At 50.7% G+C, this 21,203-nt stretch carries 20 protein-coding genes; 12 read left to right on the top strand and 8 right to left on the bottom strand.

The annotated features are described in order from the left end of the window. Positions 1–104: 104 nt before the first annotated feature. Complete coding sequence (locus AC0L73_RS11745) at positions 105–584, top strand: Lrp/AsnC ligand binding domain-containing protein (RefSeq protein ID WP_415776488.1); 480 nt, start codon at positions 105–107, stop codon at positions 582–584. Then, a complete protein-coding gene (gene guaD, locus AC0L73_RS11750) occupies positions 581–1,918 on the top strand; it encodes a guanine deaminase (RefSeq protein ID WP_473653816.1) in 1,338 nt (445 codons plus the stop codon). Before AC0L73_RS11745 ends, guaD begins: the two co-directional genes overlap by 4 nt. Here guaD and AC0L73_RS11755 read toward each other — a convergent pair. Further along, positions 1,915–2,718, bottom strand: a complete 804-nt coding sequence (locus AC0L73_RS11755; protein ID WP_227948030.1) for an IclR family transcriptional regulator — start codon at positions 2,716–2,718, stop codon at positions 1,915–1,917. The two genes, guaD and AC0L73_RS11755, sit on opposite strands and share 4 nt — an antisense overlap. 141 nt (positions 2,719–2,859) lie before the next feature. Between AC0L73_RS11755 and AC0L73_RS11760 the strand changes: the two genes are divergently transcribed. From AC0L73_RS11760 to AC0L73_RS11805, 10 genes are all read left to right on the top strand, one after another. Then, a complete protein-coding gene (locus tag AC0L73_RS11760) occupies positions 2,860–5,037 on the top strand; it encodes a malate synthase G (protein WP_473653817.1) in 2,178 nt (725 codons plus the stop codon). A gap of 33 nt (positions 5,038–5,070) precedes the next feature. Beyond that, positions 5,071–5,496, top strand: a complete 426-nt coding sequence (locus AC0L73_RS11765; RefSeq protein WP_227948028.1) for a GlcG/HbpS family heme-binding protein — start codon at positions 5,071–5,073, stop codon at positions 5,494–5,496. A 101-nt stretch (positions 5,497–5,597) separates the two neighbouring features. Then, positions 5,598–6,065, top strand: a complete 468-nt coding sequence (locus tag AC0L73_RS11770) for a MarR family winged helix-turn-helix transcriptional regulator (RefSeq protein WP_227948027.1) — start codon at positions 5,598–5,600, stop codon at positions 6,063–6,065. A gap of 331 nt (positions 6,066–6,396) precedes the next feature. Beyond that, positions 6,397–6,573, top strand: coding sequence for a hypothetical protein (locus tag AC0L73_RS11775; RefSeq protein ID WP_473653818.1), 177 nt, complete (start codon positions 6,397–6,399; stop codon positions 6,571–6,573). 140 nt (positions 6,574–6,713) lie between these two features. After that, entirely contained in the window at positions 6,714–7,238 is a 525-nt protein-coding gene (locus AC0L73_RS11780; protein WP_473653819.1) for a hypothetical protein, read from the top strand. Positions 7,239–7,262: 24 nt separating this feature from the next. Next, the gene (locus AC0L73_RS11785; RefSeq protein ID WP_473653820.1) at positions 7,263–7,967 is read left to right on the top strand and encodes a hypothetical protein; all 705 of its coding nucleotides are present in this window, start codon (positions 7,263–7,265) and stop codon (positions 7,965–7,967) included. 114 nt (positions 7,968–8,081) lie between these two features. Next, positions 8,082–8,483, top strand: coding sequence for a PilZ domain-containing protein (locus AC0L73_RS11790; RefSeq protein WP_473653821.1), 402 nt, complete (start codon positions 8,082–8,084; stop codon positions 8,481–8,483). After that, positions 8,483–9,472, top strand: coding sequence for a response regulator (locus tag AC0L73_RS11795; protein WP_473653822.1), 990 nt, complete (start codon positions 8,483–8,485; stop codon positions 9,470–9,472). The genes AC0L73_RS11790 and AC0L73_RS11795 overlap by 1 nt, the downstream gene beginning before the upstream one ends. A 138-nt stretch (positions 9,473–9,610) precedes the next feature. Beyond that, positions 9,611–10,576 (top strand): TAXI family TRAP transporter solute-binding subunit, encoded by a 966-nt coding sequence (locus AC0L73_RS11800; RefSeq protein WP_227948021.1) that lies wholly within the window; start codon positions 9,611–9,613, stop codon positions 10,574–10,576. Between the two features lie 106 nt (positions 10,577–10,682). Then, positions 10,683–12,065: a leucyl aminopeptidase family protein gene (locus tag AC0L73_RS11805; protein ID WP_227948020.1), complete on the top strand. Its 1,383-nt coding sequence runs from the start codon at positions 10,683–10,685 to the stop codon at positions 12,063–12,065. 3 nt (positions 12,066–12,068) lie between these two features. Here the strand turns inward: AC0L73_RS11805 and AC0L73_RS11810 are convergent, their stop codons facing one another. The 7 genes from AC0L73_RS11810 to AC0L73_RS11840 all read right to left on the bottom strand — a co-directional run bounded on the left by AC0L73_RS11810 (position 12,069) and on the right by AC0L73_RS11840 (position 21,185). Beyond that, a complete protein-coding gene (locus AC0L73_RS11810) occupies positions 12,069–12,680 on the bottom strand; it encodes a LysE family translocator (RefSeq protein WP_473653823.1) in 612 nt (203 codons plus the stop codon). Between the two features lie 30 nt (positions 12,681–12,710). Further along, on the bottom strand, positions 12,711–13,640 hold the full coding sequence (locus tag AC0L73_RS11815; protein WP_473653824.1) for a 2-hydroxyacid dehydrogenase: 930 nt from the start codon (positions 13,638–13,640) through the stop codon (positions 12,711–12,713). Between the two features lie 30 nt (positions 13,641–13,670). Beyond that, positions 13,671–15,293 (bottom strand): ABC transporter ATP-binding protein, encoded by a 1,623-nt coding sequence (locus tag AC0L73_RS11820; RefSeq protein WP_473653825.1) that lies wholly within the window; start codon positions 15,291–15,293, stop codon positions 13,671–13,673. Next, complete coding sequence (locus tag AC0L73_RS11825; protein WP_227948016.1) at positions 15,293–16,318, bottom strand: ABC transporter permease; 1,026 nt, start codon at positions 16,316–16,318, stop codon at positions 15,293–15,295. Before AC0L73_RS11825 ends, AC0L73_RS11820 begins: the two co-directional genes overlap by 1 nt. Before the next feature lie 3 nt (positions 16,319–16,321). Then, positions 16,322–17,428, bottom strand: coding sequence for a microcin C ABC transporter permease YejB (locus AC0L73_RS11830; RefSeq protein WP_227948015.1), 1,107 nt, complete (start codon positions 17,426–17,428; stop codon positions 16,322–16,324). Between the two features lie 29 nt (positions 17,429–17,457). Further along, positions 17,458–19,023 carry an extracellular solute-binding protein gene (locus AC0L73_RS11835; RefSeq protein WP_473653826.1) on the bottom strand — a complete coding sequence of 522 codons (1,566 nt, stop codon included), beginning with the start codon at positions 19,021–19,023 and terminating at the stop codon, positions 17,458–17,460. Between the two features lie 311 nt (positions 19,024–19,334). Next, entirely contained in the window at positions 19,335–21,185 is a 1,851-nt protein-coding gene (locus tag AC0L73_RS11840) for an extracellular solute-binding protein (RefSeq protein ID WP_473653827.1), read from the bottom strand. Between the last annotated feature and the right edge of the window lie 18 nt (positions 21,186–21,203).

Here is a 21,203-nt window from a genome sequence, read left to right on the forward strand (position 1 = left end):
ATTGAGCGGTATAGCAAAAATGCTAGGCGATGAAGTGTGAATTGGCATACAGTAAGATGTTGTTCGCACAAGTTTGATGGGCATTTCGTATGGTGAGTCCCCCTTTGGACCGGATAGATTATCGTATCTTGCGGGAAATTCAGGCGAATGGCCGGATTTCTATGGTCGAGCTTTCGCGCCGGGTGAATTTGACCAAAACCCCCTGTGCAGAGCGGGTGAAGCGGCTGGAGAATGCGGGTGTGATCAAGGGCTATTTCGCGGCGCTTGATCCAGAGGCCGCCGCCGCTGCCCATGTCGTCATGGTGCAGGTGCAACTTTCGCGGACGACTGAAACAGAACTGAGAGAGTTTAACGATGCCGTCCAACGCATCCCCGAAATTCAATCCTGCATGATGATGGCGGGCGGATTTGATTACCTCTTGAAGATCCGGACGCGTGATATAGCTTCATATCGGAAATTGCTGGGAACGGCTATATCGCTTCTCCCTCATGTCATGCAAACCCATACCTATGTGGTGATGGAAGTGGTGAAGGATGAGGTGACGCTGCCATTGGCGAGCATTTCGGGAAAACGCAGCAAATGAAAAAAGCAATTCGGGGCCGCTGCCTATCCTACCGGGATAATCCCTTCACAAAGCCAATCAAAGAATGTCTCCGCTATGAGGATGATGGCCTTATTGTCATTGAGGATGGAAAAATCGGTACCTTTGGGTCTGCGCATGAGTTGCTGCCCCATCTTGACAAAACGGTGCCGGTCACCCGCTATGAAGACGCTCTGATCTGCCCCGGCTTTATTGACTGCCATGTCCATTATCCGCAAACAGAAATAATAGGTGCCTTTGGCAAGCAGCTTATTGACTGGCTGAATAATTATACCTTTGTTGCGGAACAGAAGTTTGCTGATAAGGAGTATGCATCCGCTGCAGCGGACGTTTTCCTAAAAGAAATTTTACGCTCGGGAACTACAACCGCCGCTGTGTTCTGCACCGTTCATCCCGTCTCTGTTGATGCCTTTTTCGAGCAATCAGCGAGAATCAATATGCGCAATATCGCGGGCAAGGTGCTGATGGATCGTCATGCGCCCTCTGCGCTGACCGATACTGCGCAAAGCGGATATGACGAAACTAAGCGACTCATCCAGAAATGGCACGGTAATGGCCGGGCGCTTTATGCCGTAACACCGCGTTTCGCGCCAACAAGCACTGAAGAGCAGATGGAGATGGCAGGTGCCGTCTGGAAGGAGCATCCCGGCACCTATCTACAATCGCACATTTCAGAGAACAGGAAGGAAATAGAGTGGGTGAAAACGCTATTCCCCGACCGGAAAAACTACGTGGATGTCTATCAGCATTATGGTCAGCTTGGCCCGCGCGCCATATATGGCCATGGCGTTCATTTTACAAAAGAAGATTTCCGTGTTTTTTCTGAGACGGGAGCAGCATTAGCCCATTGCCCAACATCAAATCTTTTTCTGGGAAGCGGCCTATTTAGCCTTGATCAGGCAATGCAAGGGTCTTTCCCTGTGCGGACCGGACTTGCGACAGACCTGGGCGGGGGAACGAATTTCTCGCAACTCGTCAGTATGAATGAGGCCTACAAGATTGCTCAGTTGAATGGCTTTGCACTTGATGCACATAAGGCGTTTTATCTTGCCACGCGCGGGGCGGCTGCCTCCCTCTATCTGGACGAAACCCTTGGAAGTATTGAACCCGGATATGAAGCGGACCTCACCATTTTGGATTTAAAGGCGACGCCTCTAATTGCTCATCGTTTGGCTTATGCCGACAGTCTGGAAGAGCAGATATTTGCCCTGATGACAGTGGGGGATGATCGGGCCGCGAAGGCGACTTATATCGCGGGTAACCTCATATACAGCCGGGATTTCGAGACGAATGAGGAGCAATTTTACGGTATCTAATCGGGCTTCCGCCCGCCAAGCGCTGCGGTTACTTCGCTCGCTATCTCCACGGTTACTTGACCAAGTTCCAGCAGCCGTTCTTTCGATATGCGGGCCGTCGGGCCGGAGATGGAAAGGCCAGCCAGCGGCTCTGTATGTTCATCATAAATGAGGGCAGCAGCGCAGCGAAGGCCTATGGCATGTTCTTCTTCATCTAGGGCAAAGCCACGGGCGCGCGATGCAGCAAGCTCTTCATGTAACTTTGCCGGTTCTGTAATTGTTCTGTCCGTCAGCTTAACCAGGCCCTGATTTTCAATGATCCGCGTCACATCCCTTTTGCTCATGGCCATCAGGATGGCTTTGCCAACGCCAGAGCAATGCATGGGCACGCTGTTTCCGGGCTTGGAAAAGACTCGCATCATTTCCCTGCTTTCGACCTGCGCCAGATAGATGACCTTGTCGCTATCGGCGATCGCAAGATTTACTGTTTCACCGCTGAGTTCCATCAGGCGCCGCATATAGGGTCGCGCGACAGTAGCGAGATCGCGAGAAACGAGAAAGCCGTTTCCCGTGACGAAAGCCTGCATGGCAATCTGCCATCGGCTCGTATCCCGATCATATTGTACATAGCGTTCTTCCTGCAGGGTGGTGAGCAGGCGGTGGGTGGTCGATGGGGCAAGGGAGAGGGACTTGGCAATGCCGGTGAGTGACAGGCCCGGTGGATTCCTGGCGATTATATTCAGAATGGAAAGAGCACGCGTCAGCGATTGTACTTGTCCTGTTCGGACGGGCTTTGTGCTGATCGAATCCGTCATCGTCATTTCAGTGAATTCCATAATGTGAAAATAATTCCATTTTAGTGTATTCTCTTTGTCGGACCTGTCAATGTCATGCTGAAATTCGCTGGCGACCGATTTTATCGGACGTCGATTTCTCTTATGAATGAGGATGAGAATAAGCAGATGACAAAGCATATAGTAAAAGCAGGGCTTCAGGTGGCACCGGAAATTGTGGATCTCGTCGAGAAGGAGATTCTGCCGGGCCTTGATGTAACTGCAGACACAGTTTGGAACCTACTTGCCAATCTTGTTGCGAGTTTTGGGCCTCGAAACAAGCAGTTGCTGGAAAAACGTGAAGAGTTACAAGCCAAAATTGATGCTTGGCATCTTGCCGCAAAGGGAAACCCCCGTGATGCCGCAGCGTATAAATCCTTTCTTGAGGAAATCGGGTATCTGGTGCCCGAAGGTCCTGATTTTAAGGTGACGACTGCGAACATTGATCCGGAAATTTCGGATGTTGCCGGTCCGCAGCTTGTCGTGCCGGTCATGAATGCCCGCTATGCCCTCAACGCAGCGAATGCTCGCTGGGGAAGCCTTTACGACGCGCTTTATGGCACAGATATACTGCCCGAGACGAATGGCTGTGAGAAAGGTAGTGGGTATAACCCGACCCGCGGTTTGAAGGTCATCGAATATGGCTTCAGCGTTCTTGATCGCGCGGCACCGCTTGCCAGGGGAAGCCATAAGGATGCACGCGCCTATCTGCTAAAGGATGGAGGTGGCGGCAAAAAGCTGGAGGTGGAGCTTGCGGATGGTTCATCCACAGCTCTATCTAACCCTAGGCAGTTTGTCGGTTATATCGGTGAAGATATACCATCATCTATTCTGTTCATGAAAAACGGCCTTCATCTGGATGTGCAGATCGATCCATCGCATCCTGTCGGGAAAGACCATCCGGCAGGTGTGAAGGATATTTTAATGGAATCGGCTCTCTCCACCATTCAGGACTGCGAAGATTCAATCGCGGCGGTGGATGCGGAAGATAAGGCCCTCGTTTATCGAAACTGGCTTGGCCTGATGAAAGGTGATCTTGAGGATCGTTTTGATAAAGGCGGAAAGACAGTGGCCCGGACGCTGAATCCCGACAGAACTTATCTTGACCCAACAGGATCGGAAATAACCCTGCATGGACGTAGCTTGCTGTTGGTCCGCAATGTGGGTCATTTGATGACGATAAATGCAGTGCTTGACGCCGACGGGAATGAAATTCCGGAGGGGATTCTCGACGGGGTTATGACCACAGCAGGGGCGCTTCATGATCTTAAAAAAACAGGGAAACATTCCAACAGTCGCGCGGGCAGTCTTTATATTGTGAAGCCGAAAATGCACGGACCGGAAGAAGTGGCCTTCACGAATGATCTCTTCTCGGCGATCGAAGAGGGCTTCGGCCTTCCCCGAAACACTTTGAAAGTCGGAGTCATGGATGAGGAGCGGCGCACAACCGTCAATCTGAAAGAGTGCATCCGGGCTGTATCAGAAAGAATATTCTTCATCAATACGGGCTTCCTTGATCGCACGGGCGATGAAATCCATACCAGCATGGAAGCTGGCCCCTTCATGCGGAAAGACGCCGCGAAGGGCGAGCCCTGGATTGCGGCCTATGAAGACTGGAACGTTGATATCGGCTTGGAAACAGGCCTTCCCGGACATGCCCAAATTGGTAAGGGAATGTGGGCAATGCCGGATGAAATGGCGAAGATGATGACTGCAAAAATCGGCCATCCTTTGGCGGGTGCCAATTGTGCCTGGGTCCCTTCTCCAACGGCGGCAACCTTGCACGCGATGCATTATCATGAAGTATCGGTGAAGGATCGCCAGAAAGAAATAGCGTCGCGCGGGCGGGCGAGCCTCAACAGTATTCTGACGCCGCCGTTGTTAAAGGGCGAAAACCTGTCAGAAAAGGAAATTCAGGCGGAACTGGACAACAATGTGCAAGGAATTCTCGGTTATGTGGTGCGCTGGATCGATCAGGGCGTCGGTTGTTCGAAAGTGCCGGATATTAATAATGTTGGTCTGATGGAAGACCGGGCAACTTTGCGTATCTCCAGCCAACATATTGCGAATTGGCTGCATCATGGTATCTGTTCTGAGGACCAAGTCACCGAGACCCTGAAGCGGATGGCGGCGATTGTCGATGAACAAAACGCGGGCGATCCGCTTTACAAACTAATGGCAGGAAATTTTGATACTTCGATTGCGTTCAAGGCGGCCTGTGACCTTGTTTTTAAGGGCCGGACGCAGCCGAGCGGTTATACCGAACCGATTCTTCATGCCCGACGTATCGAGGCAAAGGCACGCTAGTAATTGACGAAACAATATCAACAGGAGGGCGGCATGCTCACAGTAAAGCGATTGTCCCACGCGGAAGCACTTATCCTTATTCAGGGTGCGCGGGAAAAGGCCACAGAGATTGGTGTGCCGATGTGTATTTCCATAGTGGATGAAAGCGGTAATTTGATCGCATTTGAACGCATGGATGGAGGAAAGGTGACAAGCATTACGATCTCCGCCGACAAAGCCTTTACCGCGGCGGCTGCCCGCAAGGCAACCCACGACTATAACGCGGTAAACGTGCCGGGCAGCCTGGCATTCGGCATTCATACGGAAGTAGGGGGGCGTATTTCCTCTGTTGGTGGCGGCTTGCCGGTTTTTGTAAATGATGAAGTAGTCGGTGGGATTGGCCTCAGTTCAGGAACGCCTGCACAGGACATGGAATGCGCGGAAGCCGGACTCAACCACTTCTACCAGACACTGGAATAACGTCGCGTTCTCTTGTGCTACACGGGCTTCTATGGCTATAAGAAGCTATTAGGCAGACTGGTTGTTTGCTCAAGTATGTAGAAGGGGCCTGAGACAGCGCAATGGCTCATGATAAAGCCAAAAACAGCAAGAAAGTTTTGGATGCAATTCGTACGACGGCACTCGATGAGGTCGTCGGCTTTCATATGCGTAAGGCTATCTTGCGGGCACAGAGTACGTTCGCAACGGTCGCCGGTAAAAAGTTAATGACGGGACAATACTCTGTCATGGCGATCATCAATGAAAACCCCGGCCGCACTCAGAGCGCAATCGCGGAAGCCGCGGGCCTTGATCGCTCGTCTCTTGTTCCCATTCTCAATAAATTCGAGGACGAAGGGCTGATCCTGCGCGCGCCTGTCAAGGGGGACAAGAGGGCCTATGCTGTTCGTCTGACGAAGAAGGGGGAGCGGGAATTGGCTGAACTCGAGAGTAAAGTGCGGGAAATTGAAGCAAAAGTGATTTCTGGTCTGGGGACGAAAGATCATCAGACTTTGATAGATCTGCTTAAAAGGTTTCACGAAATCATCTAGCAGGAAACTTCAAGAATTACTTAGGAAGACTTCATACAGCTCTTTTTGTTGAGTTGGTGCGTTCGCTTGCCCGTCGATTCGCCCCGCAATGATGGGATTTGTGCTTTCGGCAATTTAAAGGCTTAGCGGCATTGGGTCTAAACGGTAGAGGATCGACTATATCTTGTGGTCGAATTAATACGATGTTGAACACTTATTAATATGCGTCTTAAAAAGTGCATAAAATAAACTAACAGCAACTAAAGCGCTGGTTATGGACGGATCAAATCCTTATACTTTTCCTTCAACAGGGCGTTCCTCCGGAACGCGGCAAAAAGGGGGTGACATGGGGATGATGTTTAGGGATATGAACAAGGCGCTTTCCGTTAAGATCTGTTATTCAAATTTTCTGCTCTCATCCGCTGTCTTCATGTTGATTCTGCTTCTTTCCGCTGCCCTGTTTATCCATGATTTTCCGGCGGATGATCAAGGCGCGACTCATGCCGCGGAGACCGCGCTCCTCGATTAATATCGCTATTTGAACGTGATGTGCGGAAACTTGCGGGTTTGCTTATGCAAACACTTCCTTAATTAAATTACTGTTTAGTTCATCATTTGATCCCGACATTAGTATCAATGGAGAAGGTGAAACGCGACTTAGTATGAGTATTGAGACAAGCGCCCAGTGCGGCGTATCGCGCCCGCGCCCGCAATACAAACGTAAATGATGTCACCTTATTGGCGACGGATTATCTCAATCATTTTAATGAAGCCTTGATGCTGGCCGAATTGGTGATTGATATGCCGGACATGTTGGATGACTTGATAGATTGGCTGCCCGTTACGTATGAAGATCATTTTCGTTTCAGCGGGATAGCTGACAAAGAGTTGGCGATCGAGGCTTATGCGTTTTCCCCAACGGAATATAAAGCACCATTTGCAGCAATCACAATGAGGTTAGATGAAGAAATCCAGGAAATGCAGACTAACTTAAGTTTAGTGGACAATATGGAAGACGTTGCAACGAGGGGGATGGCAGAGCGGCAGTGCGCCGTTATCCGAGAACTTATCGAACAGGCGGGCGCAATCATCAACGGTCATATTTGCAATGTGAATACGCAAGGTCCATCCGAAGACGGCATGGAGGATGAAGGCACACTGGATCAGGACGAAATCAATGCGATGTTTGGTTAGAGGCATTTTAAAGGAGGAGGACGCTTGAAAAATCTAATCCGATTTTTTCGCTCAACTTTATGCTCGCTCTTAACCGCCATTCCGATAATTCTCGCGGTTAACAATGTGGCTTGGGCAAACACGGATAAAGAATGCCTCGCCAGTTGGGAGGAGCCCCAGATAGCAATTGAGATTGTTAATACGAAGCCCGCTCTTGATCATGGAAAATCTTCTAATCAAATAGAGATGGTAGCCAAGAAAAGCGGGTATGCGAAGTCCACGCGCCATGCCAGTTTACTTGGTCTGACTTACTCTTTTATCACGCCCAGACTCGGCGCAGCGACGAAGTACAAACGTGTGAAATCCGGTAAATATTGTTTACGCCTTGATCGTGTATCGCTTAAATTCGGAGCTCAGAAAACCAGTATCTATATTGATCGAAAGTATAAAAAGGGAACCTGTGCCTATAAGGCCATCATGGCGCATGAACTTGAGCACGTCCGTATCAACGAACGGGTCATTGCCGATTATGTGCCGAAAATAAAACGTGAACTGACGGAGCGCGCGGCGAGCATCCGCCCCTTCTATACAAAGAGCCCGAAAACAGCCGGGAAATCGATTGCGAACCGGTTACTGCTTGAGTTGGACCCTCTCATTGATGAATTCAATGTAGTACGAATGGAAGCGAACGACGTTATCGATACGCAGGAATCATATGCGGCCACTCAGGCCAAATGCAGTGATTGGTAAGATTCTATCTAATAGTTTGCGAAGTATTAACAATTTCTTGATTAACTGGACCTTGGTTCAAGGAGCAGGGTAGTTCCAGCACAGAATTCAGCCAGCAGGTTACAGAGAAGCAAGATGATCATTGCCAAAGACATCAAGAAAATGTTGAGATCTCTTGAGGTGGAGTGTGATCATAAGAAATCGGGCACTGCAGCGGATCGCCGTTTCCGGCGTGCAGATGTAACATGGCCCGCGACCATCCGCGCGGAGCGAGGGCACGCTTGCCTTCATGAAGAAGAGCGCGAAGTTAGCGGCATCATCAAGGACATATCGGCTAACGGTGCGAGAATTGATGTCGACGGTCTATTCTTCGAAAAGAACAACCTTCTTTTGCAGGCGTCACAACTGGGGGCCATTCGCTGCGATTTGGTGTGGCGGCGTGGCAATAAAATTGGGTTGCAGTTTTCTGAAGACCCAAAAAAGATACAGGAAAAACTTCAGGAACTTATTCCCGGGTTTAACGATATACTTCCCTGATGTTGGATCCCCGTTTTAAGGCGGCAACAGCGCTTCTTTTCGATCCGGAACCATCATTGCGCCAAAACACAAGAAGCGCCCTTCTTAACCTCGGATTTGGTGAGGTTATAGCCTGCTCCGACCTTTATCAATTTACAGCGCTGGCGGAACGTGAGGAATATGACCTCATCCTCGCGGACACAGCCGATGCTGGTGCGGGCATACACCAAGTCATTCGGGAAATCCGTAATCACAAAATGGGACTTGATCCTTTTATCAATGTCATTCTGTTTTTGTGGAATTCGGAATCCAACATGGTTGGCGAGATAATTAATGCTGGCGCGGATGACCTGATAACCCGGCCAATGTCCCGCACGCAGATATTCTCGCGATTAAAGCGGTTGGTTGAGACGCGCAAACCCTTTGTTGTGACGGCGGATTACTTCGGTCCAGATCGGCGCAATGTCTTGAGAAGCAGATCGAACGTTCCAACAATGATTGTCCCGAATTCGCTACAGGCGAAAGTTGAGAACCGACCCGAGCTTGCCGCTACACCGGAAGCGATTAAACGCGCGATGAAGGTCGTGAGAGAACGCAAGATTTCAACTTATTCAGAACAATTGATGCGTCTTTCCTCCGCCGTTATTTTGCTCTCCGGTTCGTCCGATAGCTTTGGAGACCGCAAGGACGTGATTAGTGTCATGCAGCAGAGAAATAGTGCGCTGATAGACAGTGTTGAGGGAACTGATCATGTGCATGTCATCTCTTTGTGTCAGGCATTGGGAGATATTATGAATTCTATCGTTAAGGAGAATGCATTGCTTAAAGACAACGACCGTGAGTTATTGTCACAAATTCCTTATGCAATTCACAAGGCCTGCGGGGAACTTCACCAAACTGCGGGGCTGGCCTTTGATATACGGGAGGTGTCCGCGAAGGTGAGCGATACCCGGAAACGTTCGGAAGTCGATGCCTGTCGGGCCCACGGCGAAATTAGTCACACATTTTGATAAATCTTACTTTGTTCTGCCCGACACCACCCTATTATTAATAATAGGGTGGTGATATCGGAATGTCAGGAGGATGGGATCATTATAAACGTAAAGTCTATAAAACGCGCGACCGTGATAGGGTTCAGTTTGACGCTGATGATGCTTTATGTTGGAAGTGCCCTTGCCCAGAATGTCTACTTCCTGCGCATTGGGACGGGGTCCACTGCCGGAACATATTACCCCATTGGAACACTACTGGCTTCAGTTATCTCCAACCCGCCGGGAAGCCGGGGGTGTGAAGACGGAGGTTCCTGTGGCGTTCCGGGCCTGATTGCAACGGCACAGACGACTCATGGGTCCGTGGACAATATTTATGGTGTCACAAGAGGCTATTTTGATACTGCACTTGCCCAGTCGGATACAGTTGCCGCCGCATATAATGGCACTGGTGTTTATAGTGAGAAAGAACCTGTCACCTCTCTTCGGGTGATTGCTAATCTGTATCCCGAGGATGTTCACCTTGTTGTCCGTCGCGGCGCTGACATAAAAAGCGTGAAGGACTTAAAAGGAAAACGTGTGTCGATTGACGTGCCGGGCTCGGGAACCCGTGAAAATGCCAAGGAAATTTTGAAGGCGTATGGTCTTTCGGTAAAAGATATTGATGCTGTTTCTGCCAATCCGGATAAATCCGTCACCCTGATGAAAACGGATAAGTTGGACGCGTTTTTTCTGGTCGCCGGGTATCCGGTTACGGCGGTGTCGGAGCTTGCCGATGTTGAAAAAATTGAATTATTGCCCATCAATGGGGAAATTGCGGATAAGTTTGTCGCCGATCATGGTTATTACTCGGTTTCCCAGATTCCAGCCGGTACGTATCGGGATATTGAGAGCGTACCAACCCTTGCCGTCAGCACCCAATGGATCGTGAATGAGAATGTATCGGAAGACCTGGTCTATGAAATTTCTCGTGCACTTTGGCATTCGAAAAACCGACATCTTCTTGACCGCGGACATGCGAAGGGTTTGCTGATACATCTCGATACGGCCCTTAAGGGAGTTTCAACACCGCTACATCCCGGAGCAGAACGCTATTATAAGGAAATAGGTATTATTACTGACTAGGATGACGCGGGGGTCTTTTGTATGCTCTTTGACTGGCGCGACGCGATAGATGTTGTCGCCCGAATACGGCTTTGATAAGGTCGCCTAAAATCATCAGGAGAGCATTGTGATACCATTTGTCGCCGCAACGTCCAATTCCGACCCCAAGCCGATAATCATTGTCGAGAAAGAAAATTTCGCTGAATGGCTTACGGCGCAATCTGACTTTCATAAAGGTTGGATTGACTCTCAAGATTATGAGGCCGTTGGAGGTAAGACGCTGCTGTTGCCAGGGGCCGCAGGCGATATCGAGGCGGTTATCTATGTAAAAGATGGCGACTGGAATATCTGGTCACTCGCGGATTTGCCGTCAACGCTCCCGAAGGGAACCTATGCCGTCACAGCAGAATTTACAGACAAAGAAGCGACGGACGTTGCCATCGGCTGGTCTCTCGGCACCTATTCGTTCGACCGGTATAAAAAAGACGATAAGAAATATGCGACGCTGATGCTGCCGGATGGGGCGGATAAAGACATGGTCGCGCGTACGGTCAAGGCCGTTACTCTGGTGCGTGATCTGGTCAACCTACCCGCCGGAGATCTCGGTCCCTCCGCGCTTGAGGCCGCGGCATCACAAGTCGCCGGAGAGTTTGAGGCTGAACAAGAAAATATCGTCGGTGAAGATTTGCTCACCTATCATTTTCCCATGGTTCATGCCGTTGGGCGCGCGGCGGCGGACGCACCGCGCCTGATTGACATAAACTGGGGCGATAAAGATGCGCCGAAAGTAACCTTGGTTGGTAAGGGTGTTTGTTTTGACACCGGCGGTCTCGATATCAAATCAGCGGCCGGTATGCTGATGATGAAGAAGGATATGGGTGGCGCGGCAACAGTGCTGGGTCTTGCGCATATGATTATGGACGCAAACCTGCCCATACGGTTGCGCGTAATAATTCCAGCAGTTGAAAACTCCATTTCCGGAAATGCTTTCCACCCCGGCGATATCCTGATCAGCCGAAAGGGTAAAACCGTAGAAATTGGTAACACGGATGCGGAAGGACGGCTTATACTCGCCGATGCACTTGCCGCCGCCGATGAAGAGGAACCCGATCTCCTGATCGATATGGCGACGCTGACGGGGGCTGCAAGAGTTGCAGTTGGAACTGAAATTGCCGCGACTTTCACGGATGACGATGCGCTTTTTGCGGATATAGCCAACCATAGCGAAAAGGAAAAAGATCCGGTCTGGCGGCTGCCACTATGGGATGACTATCGGCATTTGATCGACAGCAAGTTTGCAGATATGAATAATGCAGGCGCTGGCGGGTACGGGGGTGCGATTACCGCAGGACTTTTCCTCAAAGAGTTTGTTGAGAAAGCCAAGAGCTGGGTTCATTTCGATGTTATGGCTTATAATGTAAGAAGCCGTCCCGGTCGCCCTGTCGGCGGGGAGGCTTTTGCTATGCGCGCGCTGTTCGCTCTGATCAAGGAACGCTACGGTAAGTCGTGAGTTTTATCGATCGGTAAGTGCCAGCTTCAACCCGAGTCCCGCAAATGTTGCTGCAATGCCGTACTGTATCCCGCGAACGACCTTGGGCGTACTCTGTAAATAGCGACGTATTTTCGACGCGAAAAGGCCGTAAAGCACAAATACTACAAAAGTAATGACCATGAATACTGCGCCATGCACGGCGATGATCAAACTTGGATTGCTGGCTGATGCCGGGATAAACTGAGGCAGGAAGGCGAGAAAGAAAATCGTCAGCTTTGGATTCAGGATATTAATCAGTGTGCCTTTGCGGGCAATCCGCCAATAATCGGCGTTTTTCTCTTTAATCGTCACGTCCAGACTTTCGGAATTCTTTATGGTTTGCCAGGCGAGATAGAGCAGGTATGCAACACCGGCGTATTTCAGAATTTGAAAGGCCAGCGCACTCGTATGGAGGAGTGCTGCAACACCAAACATGCAGGCCAAGATACTGGGTAAAATACCGAGGGTGCAGCCAAACGCTGCCGCGATACCTGCCTTGGCGCCATCTGTCAGGCCGACTGCCAAGGTGTAAAGAACGCCGGTTCCTGGCGCGATGGTAACGATCAGGGTCGTGAGAAGAAATTCAATGCTCATTCCTTATCTCCGACCTTGATCAGTCATTTCTTAGTATCCTTTTTCAACGTCCACGGCATGGAGCAGATCTTCGCCTTTATCCGTGCGGATGATATTTTCGGCAACCAGCTTCGCGACGCTTGCCGGGTCTGAAATACTCGCGACATGCGGCGTGATGCGGATTTTCGGATGATCCCAGAAAGGGTGATCCTCCGCCATAGGTTCCACGTGAAACACATCAAGGGTTGCGGCAGAGAGCTGACCGCTATCGAGTGCTGGAATCAGGTCTTCTTCCAAGAGATGAGGGCCGCGCCCCGCATTGATAATGCCTGCACCCTTCGGCAGTTTAGCAAACAGGTCGGCATTCAGGATGTCTTTGGTCTGTGGTGTTAGAGGAAGTAGACAGACCAGAATCTCTGTACGGGCAAGGAAGGCATCGAGTTGGTCGTCACCAAAGAAGCTCTCTACTCCGTCTAGTTTCTTTTCTGACCGACTCCAGCCTGCGACATCAAATTTTAGGAAGCTGAGCGCTTCTGCCGCGCCGCCACCAAGCTCTCCCATCCCGAGTATACCAACTTTCCGATCACTGGCGAACGGTGCAAAATGTTCTTTCCAGACATGGTCACGCTGCTGCGCGTCATAAGCGTGGCAGAAGCGGTGGTGATTAAGAACATGTTGGACAACATACTCGGTCATCCGGCCGGTCAGGTTTGGATCAACAGTCCGAGAAAAGGGCAGATGGCGCGGAAAATCAGGATCAGCCAGCAAATGATCGACACCGGCGCCAAGGGAATACACTGCTTGTAAATTTTTCAATTTTGCCAATTCCCCGTGGGGCATTTTCCAGCAAAGTGCGTATTTGATTTCATCCGGATTGCCGATATCTGGCCAGATACGAACGTCTAGATCCGGGATATATTTACCGAGTTCACGCCGCCACCAGTCTGCACGATCAATATTACTTTTAAACAATAGGGCCATATTTCTTCTCCGGTATCTTGTATCGACACCTTAACTGTTAACTACACCGGCGGAGGCCGTTTCCAAATCAAACGCCGCCTTCATCAAGGCCTTTGTATAGTCTGTTTCAGGATTGTCAAAGATTTGTGCCGCAGGACCCTGTTCAACAATTTTACCACCACGCATCACAAGGACGCTATCGGCGATGGCGCGGACGACTTTAAGGTCGTGGCTGATGAACAGATAGGTCAGGTTATGGCGATTCTGCAGGTCCCGCAACAGATCGACAATTTGCGCCTGGACGGACATATCCAGCGCTGAGGTCGGCTCGTCCAGAACGATAAACTTTGGCTTGAGGATAAGCGCGCGGGCGATGGCGATCCGTTGACGCTGTCCACCCGAAAATTCATGGGGGTAGCGATCCTGCGCATCTGGCGGAATGCCGACTTCTTTCAAAACCTCGGATATTCTATCTCGCCGTTCCAGCCGGTTGCCATGCCCTTCATGGACAATCACGCCCTCCTCAATTATCTGCCCGACCGAAAGCCGAGGGCTAAGGCTTGAGTAGGGATCCTGAAAAACAATCTGCATTTCCGCACGCAACGGTCGGAGATCCTTCCAGCTTGCGTCCTCGATTGATTGTCCATTGAACTTAATTTCACCTTCCGAAGAAATGAGTCGAAGCATGGCAAGGCCCAATGTCGACTTGCCTGAACCGCTTTCCCCGACAATACCAACCGTATGTCCCTGTTTTACATTGACAGAAATATTATCAACTGCGCGGACATAATCTGCAACTCGCTTGAGCAGACCTTTTTTGATCGGAAAATAGACTTTTAGGTTTTTGCAGGACATCACGTCGGGCAAAGCGTCATTCTTGCGAAGGGGAAGGCCCTTGGGCTCCGCCTCCAGCAGCATTTGCGTATATTCATGACGCGGACGGGAGAATAATTCCTTCGCGTTATTGGCTTCGACAATTTCGCCCTGTGTCATGACACACACGTCTTTTGCCATCTTCCGGACAATGCCGAGATCATGGGTGATCAGCAAAATCGCCATGCCAAGCCTTTTTTGCAAATCCATCAGGAGCTCAAGTATTTGCGCTTGGATTGTCACGTCGAGGGCGGTGGTCGGCTCGTCTGCGATCAACAAGTCTGGCTCATTGGCGAGCGCCATGGCAATCATCACGCGCTGGCGCTGACCACCAGAAAGCTGATGGGGATAAGCATTGAGCCGTTCGTCTATGGCGTCCAATCCGACCATCTCCAGAAGTTCCCGCACGCGCACGGCGGCTTCCTTCTGGCTCATCCCCTTATGGACGAGAAGGGTCTCGTTAATTTGTTTTTCTATCGTATGCAGCGGATTGAGGGAGGTCATTGGCTCCTGAAAAATCATGGAAACATGATTTCCCCGGAAATTTCGCATCTCTTTCTGCGGTCGTCCGACAACTTCCTCCCCGTTTATCTTGATGGACCCCTTCGGGTGCTTGGCGAGGGGATAGGGCAGAAGTTGCAGGATGCTGAGTGCGGTGACCGACTTGCCCGAGCCGCTTTCTCCAACAAGGGCGAGGGTCTCCCCTTTTTCGATATTGAAGGAGACGCCTTTTACAGCCGGCACATCCTTGCCGTCAGATTTGAAAGTGACCCATAGATCGTTAATTTCAACAAGTACCATTACTGAAACGTCTTTCTTGGATCAAAGGCATCGCGAATGCCTTCCTGCATAAAGAAGGCAAGGGTCAACATGATTGACAGGGTCAGGAATGCCGTAATGCCGAGCCAGGGTGCCTGTAGATTGGCTTTGCCCTGAGCTAGTAGTTCACCGAGGGAAGGGGAGCCCGGCGGCAGGCCTAGGCCAAGAAAATCGAGAGAGGTCAGGCTGACAATGGAACCCGTCAGGATGAAGGGCAGGAAGGTGAGCGCCGATACCATGGAGTTCGGCAACAGATGTTTGAACATGATCACCCTGTCACGCACGCCAAGCGCCCGTGCCGCCCGGACATAGTCGAAATTGCGAGAGCGCAGGAATTCCGCCCGTACCACACCAACAAGGCTGGGCCAGCTGAACAGAAGCAGTAGCGCAAGCAGGATCAGGAAGCTTGGTTCTATCAGAGCGGCGAGAATTATAAGGATATAGAGACTCGGCATACCACCCCATATCTCCAGCAGTCGCTGGAATATCAGGTCCGTCCATCCGCCGAAATATCCCTGCACGGCCCCGGCAGTAACGCCGATGATTGAACTGAAAATCGTGAGGATCACGCCAAAGGCAACAGAAATACGATAGCCATAAATCACCCGCGCAAGCACATCGCGGCCCTGATCATCGGTTCCGAGCCAGTTCTCCGCATCCGGGGGTGAGGGGGCAGGGGACGTTAGATCGTAATTGATCGTTGTGTAGCTATATCGGATCAACGGCCAGATTTGCCATCCATCTTCATTGATGAGATCGGCGACGAAAGGGTCGCGATAATCCGCTTCTGTTTCAAAGTCGCCACCAAACGCTGTTTCCGGATAGGCGATGAGAAAGGGGAAATATAGCTGGTCTTGGTAGGAAACAACGAGAGGTTTGTCATTTGCAATCAGTTCCGCGAATAAAGAAATCACAAACAGCAAAACGAAAAAGATCATCGACCAATAGCCGCGACGATTGGCCTTAAAGTTATTCAGACGGCGCCGATTGATGGCGGAGAGGGTCATGGTCTATGCCTCCCTAGCTTCGAAATCAATTCGGGGGTCGACGAGGGTGTAGGTCAAATCGCCCACTAGATTCATGATCAGGCCGAGAAGTGCGAACACATAGACCGTTGCAAATATCACTGGATAGTCGCGGTTGATTGCCGCCTCGAACCCGAGTAGGCCAAGCCCGTCGAGACTGAAAATCACCTCAATCAATAAAGATCCGGTAAAGAGGATGCCAATAAAGGCGCTTGGGAACCCCGCAATCACGATCAGCATGGCGTTGCGGAAAACATGCCCGTAGAGCACGCGACGTTCACTCAAACCCTTCGCACGGGCAGTAAGCACATATTGCTGGCCGATCTGGTCGAGAAATGAGTTTTTGGTAAGCTGGGTCAGGGCTGCAAAACCGCCGATCACCAATGCCGTCACCGGCAGAGCGATATGCCAGAGATAGTCCGTTATCTTGCCGAATGTACTGAGCTGTTCCCAATTATCAGATGTTAGGCCTCGTAACGGGAACCAGTTGAAATAGGAGCCACCCGCGAAAAGGACGATCAGCGCGACGGCAAACAGAAAACTCGGGATCGCATTGCCGACAATCACCAGGCTGCTCGTCCAGATGTCGAATTTTGTGCCATCACGGACCGCTTTCGCAATTCCAAGCGGAATAGAGATCAGATAAACCAGAAGTGTTGTCCAGAGTCCGATAGAGATGGATACGGGGAGTTTTTCAATCACCAGATTAACGACAGTTTCATCGCGGAAATAGCTCGTGCCGAAATCGAACATCAGGTAATTCTTCATCATTAAGAAGAACCGCTCATAAGCGGGTTTGTCGAAGCCGAACTGAACCTCCAACTCCTTGATAAACTCCGGATCTAGCCCTTGCGCACCGCGATAGCTGCTCTCTGATCCCAAGCCAGCGGACGCACTGCCGCCACCGCCCGTATCGCCTGTGCCGCTGCCGCCGATGCGCGCCGTGGCGCCAACGGCCGTTCCTTGAATTTCTGCGATGATTTGTTCGATCGGCCCGCCGGGAGCGAACTGGATAACCACAAAATTGAGAACCATGATGCCAAATAATGTCGGTATCATGAGAAGGATACGTCTCAAAATATAGGCAAACAACGACTACTCCTCTGTCCGCAGGTTAAACTTTACTGACCCTGTCGGGCGGCAAGCTCTTCGGCTTTGGCCTGATCATACCACCAGCTTTGCAGAACCGCACGGTCAAAACCCGGCTTTTTCGACTCTGGCCGGCCGAATTTGTCCCAATAGGCGATAAAGTGGCTGTTCTTATGCCATTGCGGAATAAAATAATAATTCCACATCAGCACCCGATCAAGTGCCCGCGTGGCTGTGATCACTTCACCGCTGGTTTGTGCTTCGATGATTTTTTCAATAATCGCATCAACGGCAGGATTTTTAACACCTGCAATATTGAGCCCGCCGGTGACGTCCGCGGACGCCGATCCCCACCAGTCGCGCTGCTCCACGCCCGGCACTTGCGGTTGCGGAAAACGCCGGACGACGATATCGAAATCAAATTCCCGGACCCGATTTTGCCAGCTGGCGCTGTCGATCACACGGACGGATGCGTCAATCCCCACACGGCGTAAATTGGCGACATAGGGATTGATGATGCGGGTGAAGGATTGTTCATAAAGGAGGAAGCCGACCTGCATTTGCTGCCCTGCTATATTTACAAGCTTTTTGTCTTGAATGGTCCATCCAGCCGATTTGAAAAGCATTATAGCGGCGCTAATCTGTTTGCGGATGTTGCCCGAGCCGTCTGTTATGGGCGGTTTAAATTCTTTCGTGAAGACTTCCTCCGGCAGGATGTCCTTATAGGGGGTCAAGAGTTCAAGCTCTGCCGGGGAGGGAAGTCCCATCGCCTTCATGTCGGAGTTTTCAAAAACCGATCCTAGCCGATCATATGCGCCATAGAAAAGGTTCTTATTAGTCCATTCATAATCAAATAGCAGGCCGAACGCCTCACGCACTTTGATATTATCGAAGGGTGCACGGCGGCTGTTCAGGAAGAACGCCTGCATCCCGGTGAGCGTGGCATCTTCCAAAACGTCGCGCTTGATAAAGCCCTTTTCGACCGCTGGTTTGGTGTCATATTCGGTCGCCCATGAGCGGGAAGTAAATTCTTCGCGGAAATCATACTCACCTGCGAAAAACGCTTCCAATGCGATGGTCCGGTCCCGGTAATAATCGACCTGGATTACATCAAAATTGAACCGCCCCTTATGAACCGGGAGGTTTTCAGCCCAATGATCCTTCACCCTTTCATAGATAAGAGTGCGGCCGGGACTCACCTTCGCCAGCTTATAGGGGCCGGACCCCAAAAGGGGCGTCATTGTTGTGACGGCAAAATCACGGTTCTCAAATGATGCTTTGGACAGGATCGGCATGGTTGCCACCTGATAGGGTAGGTCCCTGGTCAGCGCCCCTTTCTGAAACTCAAAACGGATTTTATGCGGACCCAAAACCTTTGCCGCGACAATATCCCGGTAACGAATGCCGTATCTTGGGTGGCCTTTTTCTTTTAGAGTATTGAAGGTGAACACCACATCTTCGGCAGTGATGGGAGTGTCGTTATGAAAGCGCGCCTCAGGGCGGAGGATGAACTCTACCCATTGACGAGTCTCATCCATCGCGATGCTTTTTGCCAACAGTCCGTATACCGCGTCCGGCTCGTCATAAGATGGTGTCATCAACTGTGTAAAGTTGAAATAGAGGTCGCCTCCCTTGTCGCCATTGATCAGCGCGGGTTTTCCTTTAAGAAGGAATGGGTTGACCGTATCGAAGCTGTCCAGATCACGGAGCTTGATCCTGCCCCCTTGGGAGCCTCAGGATTGACATAATCAAAATGCGGAAAGTCAGGACCGTATTTCAGATTGCCGAATGTTGAAAATCCGTAGCTTGTACGGGACTCGGCAGCAGCATTTGAGCCAAAGCCCAGAAGGACAGCGAAAAGCAATATAAGTGGCTTTTTAATCTCAAGTCTCCCGTTTGGCGGATGGCATTATTGTTTCTGACGTATGTTCTTCAGCCCTTCTTCCAATTGCCGCTCTTTCTCCGGATCGATCCACCAGCTCAGTATATCCGGCCCTTGGCCCGGATTGATGTCGGTATGACCGAACTTGTTCCAATAGGCGATGCGATCATAGGCGGCATGGAATTGTGGGATAACATAAAAACTCCATGTCAGAACACGATCAAGCGCGCGAACGGCCGGGATCAATTCGTCATAAGTTGGTGCCGCGATCAGGTTTTCAATCAACGCATCGACTACCGGATCGTTAATTCCTATGACATTCCGGCTTCCCGGGCGCTTACCTGCAGCGCTGCCCCAAAACTCTCGCTGCTCATTACCAGGGCTGATGGATTGTCCGAAACCTGCGGTGGTGACATCAAATTCGTAGTTGCGAAGCCGTTCCGTAAATTGCGCGGAGTCAACAACGCGAGAAGAGGCATCGATGCCCAGCTTCTTCAGGTTTTTGATCAGAGGGCCTGTAATCCTGAGGCTGTTGGGATCATACATCAGAAACTCGATGGTCAACGGCTTGCCTGTTGTTGGATCGATCAGCTTCCCGCCTTCAACTTTGTAACCCGCTTCCTTCAGGATATTTTTTGCTGTGCGAAGCGGGGTCCGATCCTGCCCGGAACCGTCTGTTACCGGCGCTTTATAGGCGGGACCAAATACGCGAGGGGGCAATTGATCGCGATAGGGCTCCAGAATGGCGAGTTCCTCTTTAGTCGGTTCGCCTGTCGCGGCCATGACGGAATTTTCGAAAAAGCTGTTTGTCCGGCTGTATTGGTCATAGAAGATATTCTTGTTCAGCCATTCAAAATCGAAGGCATAAGTAAGCGCCTCTCGCAAGGCCGGGTCTTGGAACTTCTCTCGCCGGAGGTTGAACGCATATCCCTGCATTCCGGCGGAGCGTTCGTTCGGAACTTCCTCCAGAATGACAAGACCCGCCTTTACAGCTGGAAAATCATAACCGGTGGCCCAGTTCTTCGCACTGTTTTCCGACCGGTAATCATATTCCCCGGCCTTGAACGCTTCCAGCAGGACAGCCGTGTCCCGGTAGAAATCATAGCGGATCGTATCATAATTATTACGCCCGACATTAATCGGAAGATCTGCGCCCCAGTAATCTGGCACACGTTCAAAGGTAATAAAGCGATTTGCTTCAAAATCCTTCACGCGATAAGGGCCGGAGCCGAGGATCGGCGTGAGAGTTGTCTCATCAAAATTATGGGATTCGAAATATTTCTTAGGAAGAATTGGCAGGAGTTGGCCAACAATTTGCGGTAGTTCCCGGTTGGGAGGGCCGGAGAAATGAAATTTGATGCGGTGATCGCTCAGTTTCTCAGCCGATTCGACATCTGCATAATAATAGCGGAACAGGGGCGTTCCCTTTTCCTTGACTGCTTGCAGGCTGAAGATCACGTCATCCGCCGTCATTGGCGAACCATCATGGAATCTTGCTTCCGGATGCATATTAAAAATTGCAAAAGAAAGATCTTCCGCGACTTCCACACTTTCGGCGACAAGGCCATATTCCGCACTTGGATCGTCATAGGATTGTGTCAGCAAAGTCTCGAACGTCAGGTTCAGGCCGTTTGCGGCCTGTCCCTTGGAAATAAACGGATTGAGATTATCGAAGCCACCAACCGCCGAGAGTTTGAGGTTGCCGCCTTTCGGGGCGTCAGGGTTGACATAGTCGAGATGCTTGAAATCGGGACCGTATTTTAACGGACCAGCCAGAGATAACCCGTGACTTTTGATTGTTTTAATGTCTTCTGCGGCCGACGGAAAGGCGAATAGCAGCAAGAGAAGTGCGGTGGTGGTTGATTTTAATAATCCCATAAATATCCTCACTTGACG

Source organism: Sneathiella sp. D3-11, from assembly GCF_055809395.1.

Excerpts from the sequence above, each read along its gene's own strand:
- guaD (WP_473653816.1), top strand. The coding sequence starts at position 581 with ATGAAAAAAGCAATTCGGGGCCGCTGCCTATCCTACCGGGATAATCCC.
- AC0L73_RS11755 (WP_227948030.1), bottom strand. The coding sequence starts at position 2,718 with ATGACGATGACGGATTCGATCAGCACAAAGCCCGTCCGAACAGGACAA.
- AC0L73_RS11760 (WP_473653817.1), top strand. The coding sequence starts at position 2,860 with ATGACAAAGCATATAGTAAAAGCAGGGCTTCAGGTGGCACCGGAAATT.
- AC0L73_RS11765 (WP_227948028.1), top strand. The coding sequence starts at position 5,071 with ATGCTCACAGTAAAGCGATTGTCCCACGCGGAAGCACTTATCCTTATT.
- AC0L73_RS11770 (WP_227948027.1), top strand. The coding sequence starts at position 5,598 with ATGGCTCATGATAAAGCCAAAAACAGCAAGAAAGTTTTGGATGCAATT.
- AC0L73_RS11775 (WP_473653818.1), top strand. The coding sequence starts at position 6,397 with ATGATGTTTAGGGATATGAACAAGGCGCTTTCCGTTAAGATCTGTTAT.
- AC0L73_RS11790 (WP_473653821.1), top strand. The coding sequence starts at position 8,082 with ATGATCATTGCCAAAGACATCAAGAAAATGTTGAGATCTCTTGAGGTG.
- AC0L73_RS11795 (WP_473653822.1), top strand. The coding sequence starts at position 8,483 with ATGTTGGATCCCCGTTTTAAGGCGGCAACAGCGCTTCTTTTCGATCCG.
- AC0L73_RS11800 (WP_227948021.1), top strand. The coding sequence starts at position 9,611 with ATGATGCTTTATGTTGGAAGTGCCCTTGCCCAGAATGTCTACTTCCTG.
- AC0L73_RS11810 (WP_473653823.1), bottom strand. The coding sequence starts at position 12,680 with ATGAGCATTGAATTTCTTCTCACGACCCTGATCGTTACCATCGCGCCA.
- AC0L73_RS11815 (WP_473653824.1), bottom strand. The coding sequence starts at position 13,640 with ATGGCCCTATTGTTTAAAAGTAATATTGATCGTGCAGACTGGTGGCGG.
- AC0L73_RS11820 (WP_473653825.1), bottom strand. The coding sequence starts at position 15,293 with ATGGTACTTGTTGAAATTAACGATCTATGGGTCACTTTCAAATCTGAC.
- AC0L73_RS11825 (WP_227948016.1), bottom strand. The coding sequence starts at position 16,318 with ATGACCCTCTCCGCCATCAATCGGCGCCGTCTGAATAACTTTAAGGCC.
- AC0L73_RS11835 (WP_473653826.1), bottom strand. The coding sequence starts at position 19,023 with ATGACACCATCTTATGACGAGCCGGACGCGGTATACGGACTGTTGGCA.
- AC0L73_RS11840 (WP_473653827.1), bottom strand. The coding sequence starts at position 21,185 with ATGGGATTATTAAAATCAACCACCACCGCACTTCTCTTGCTGCTATTC.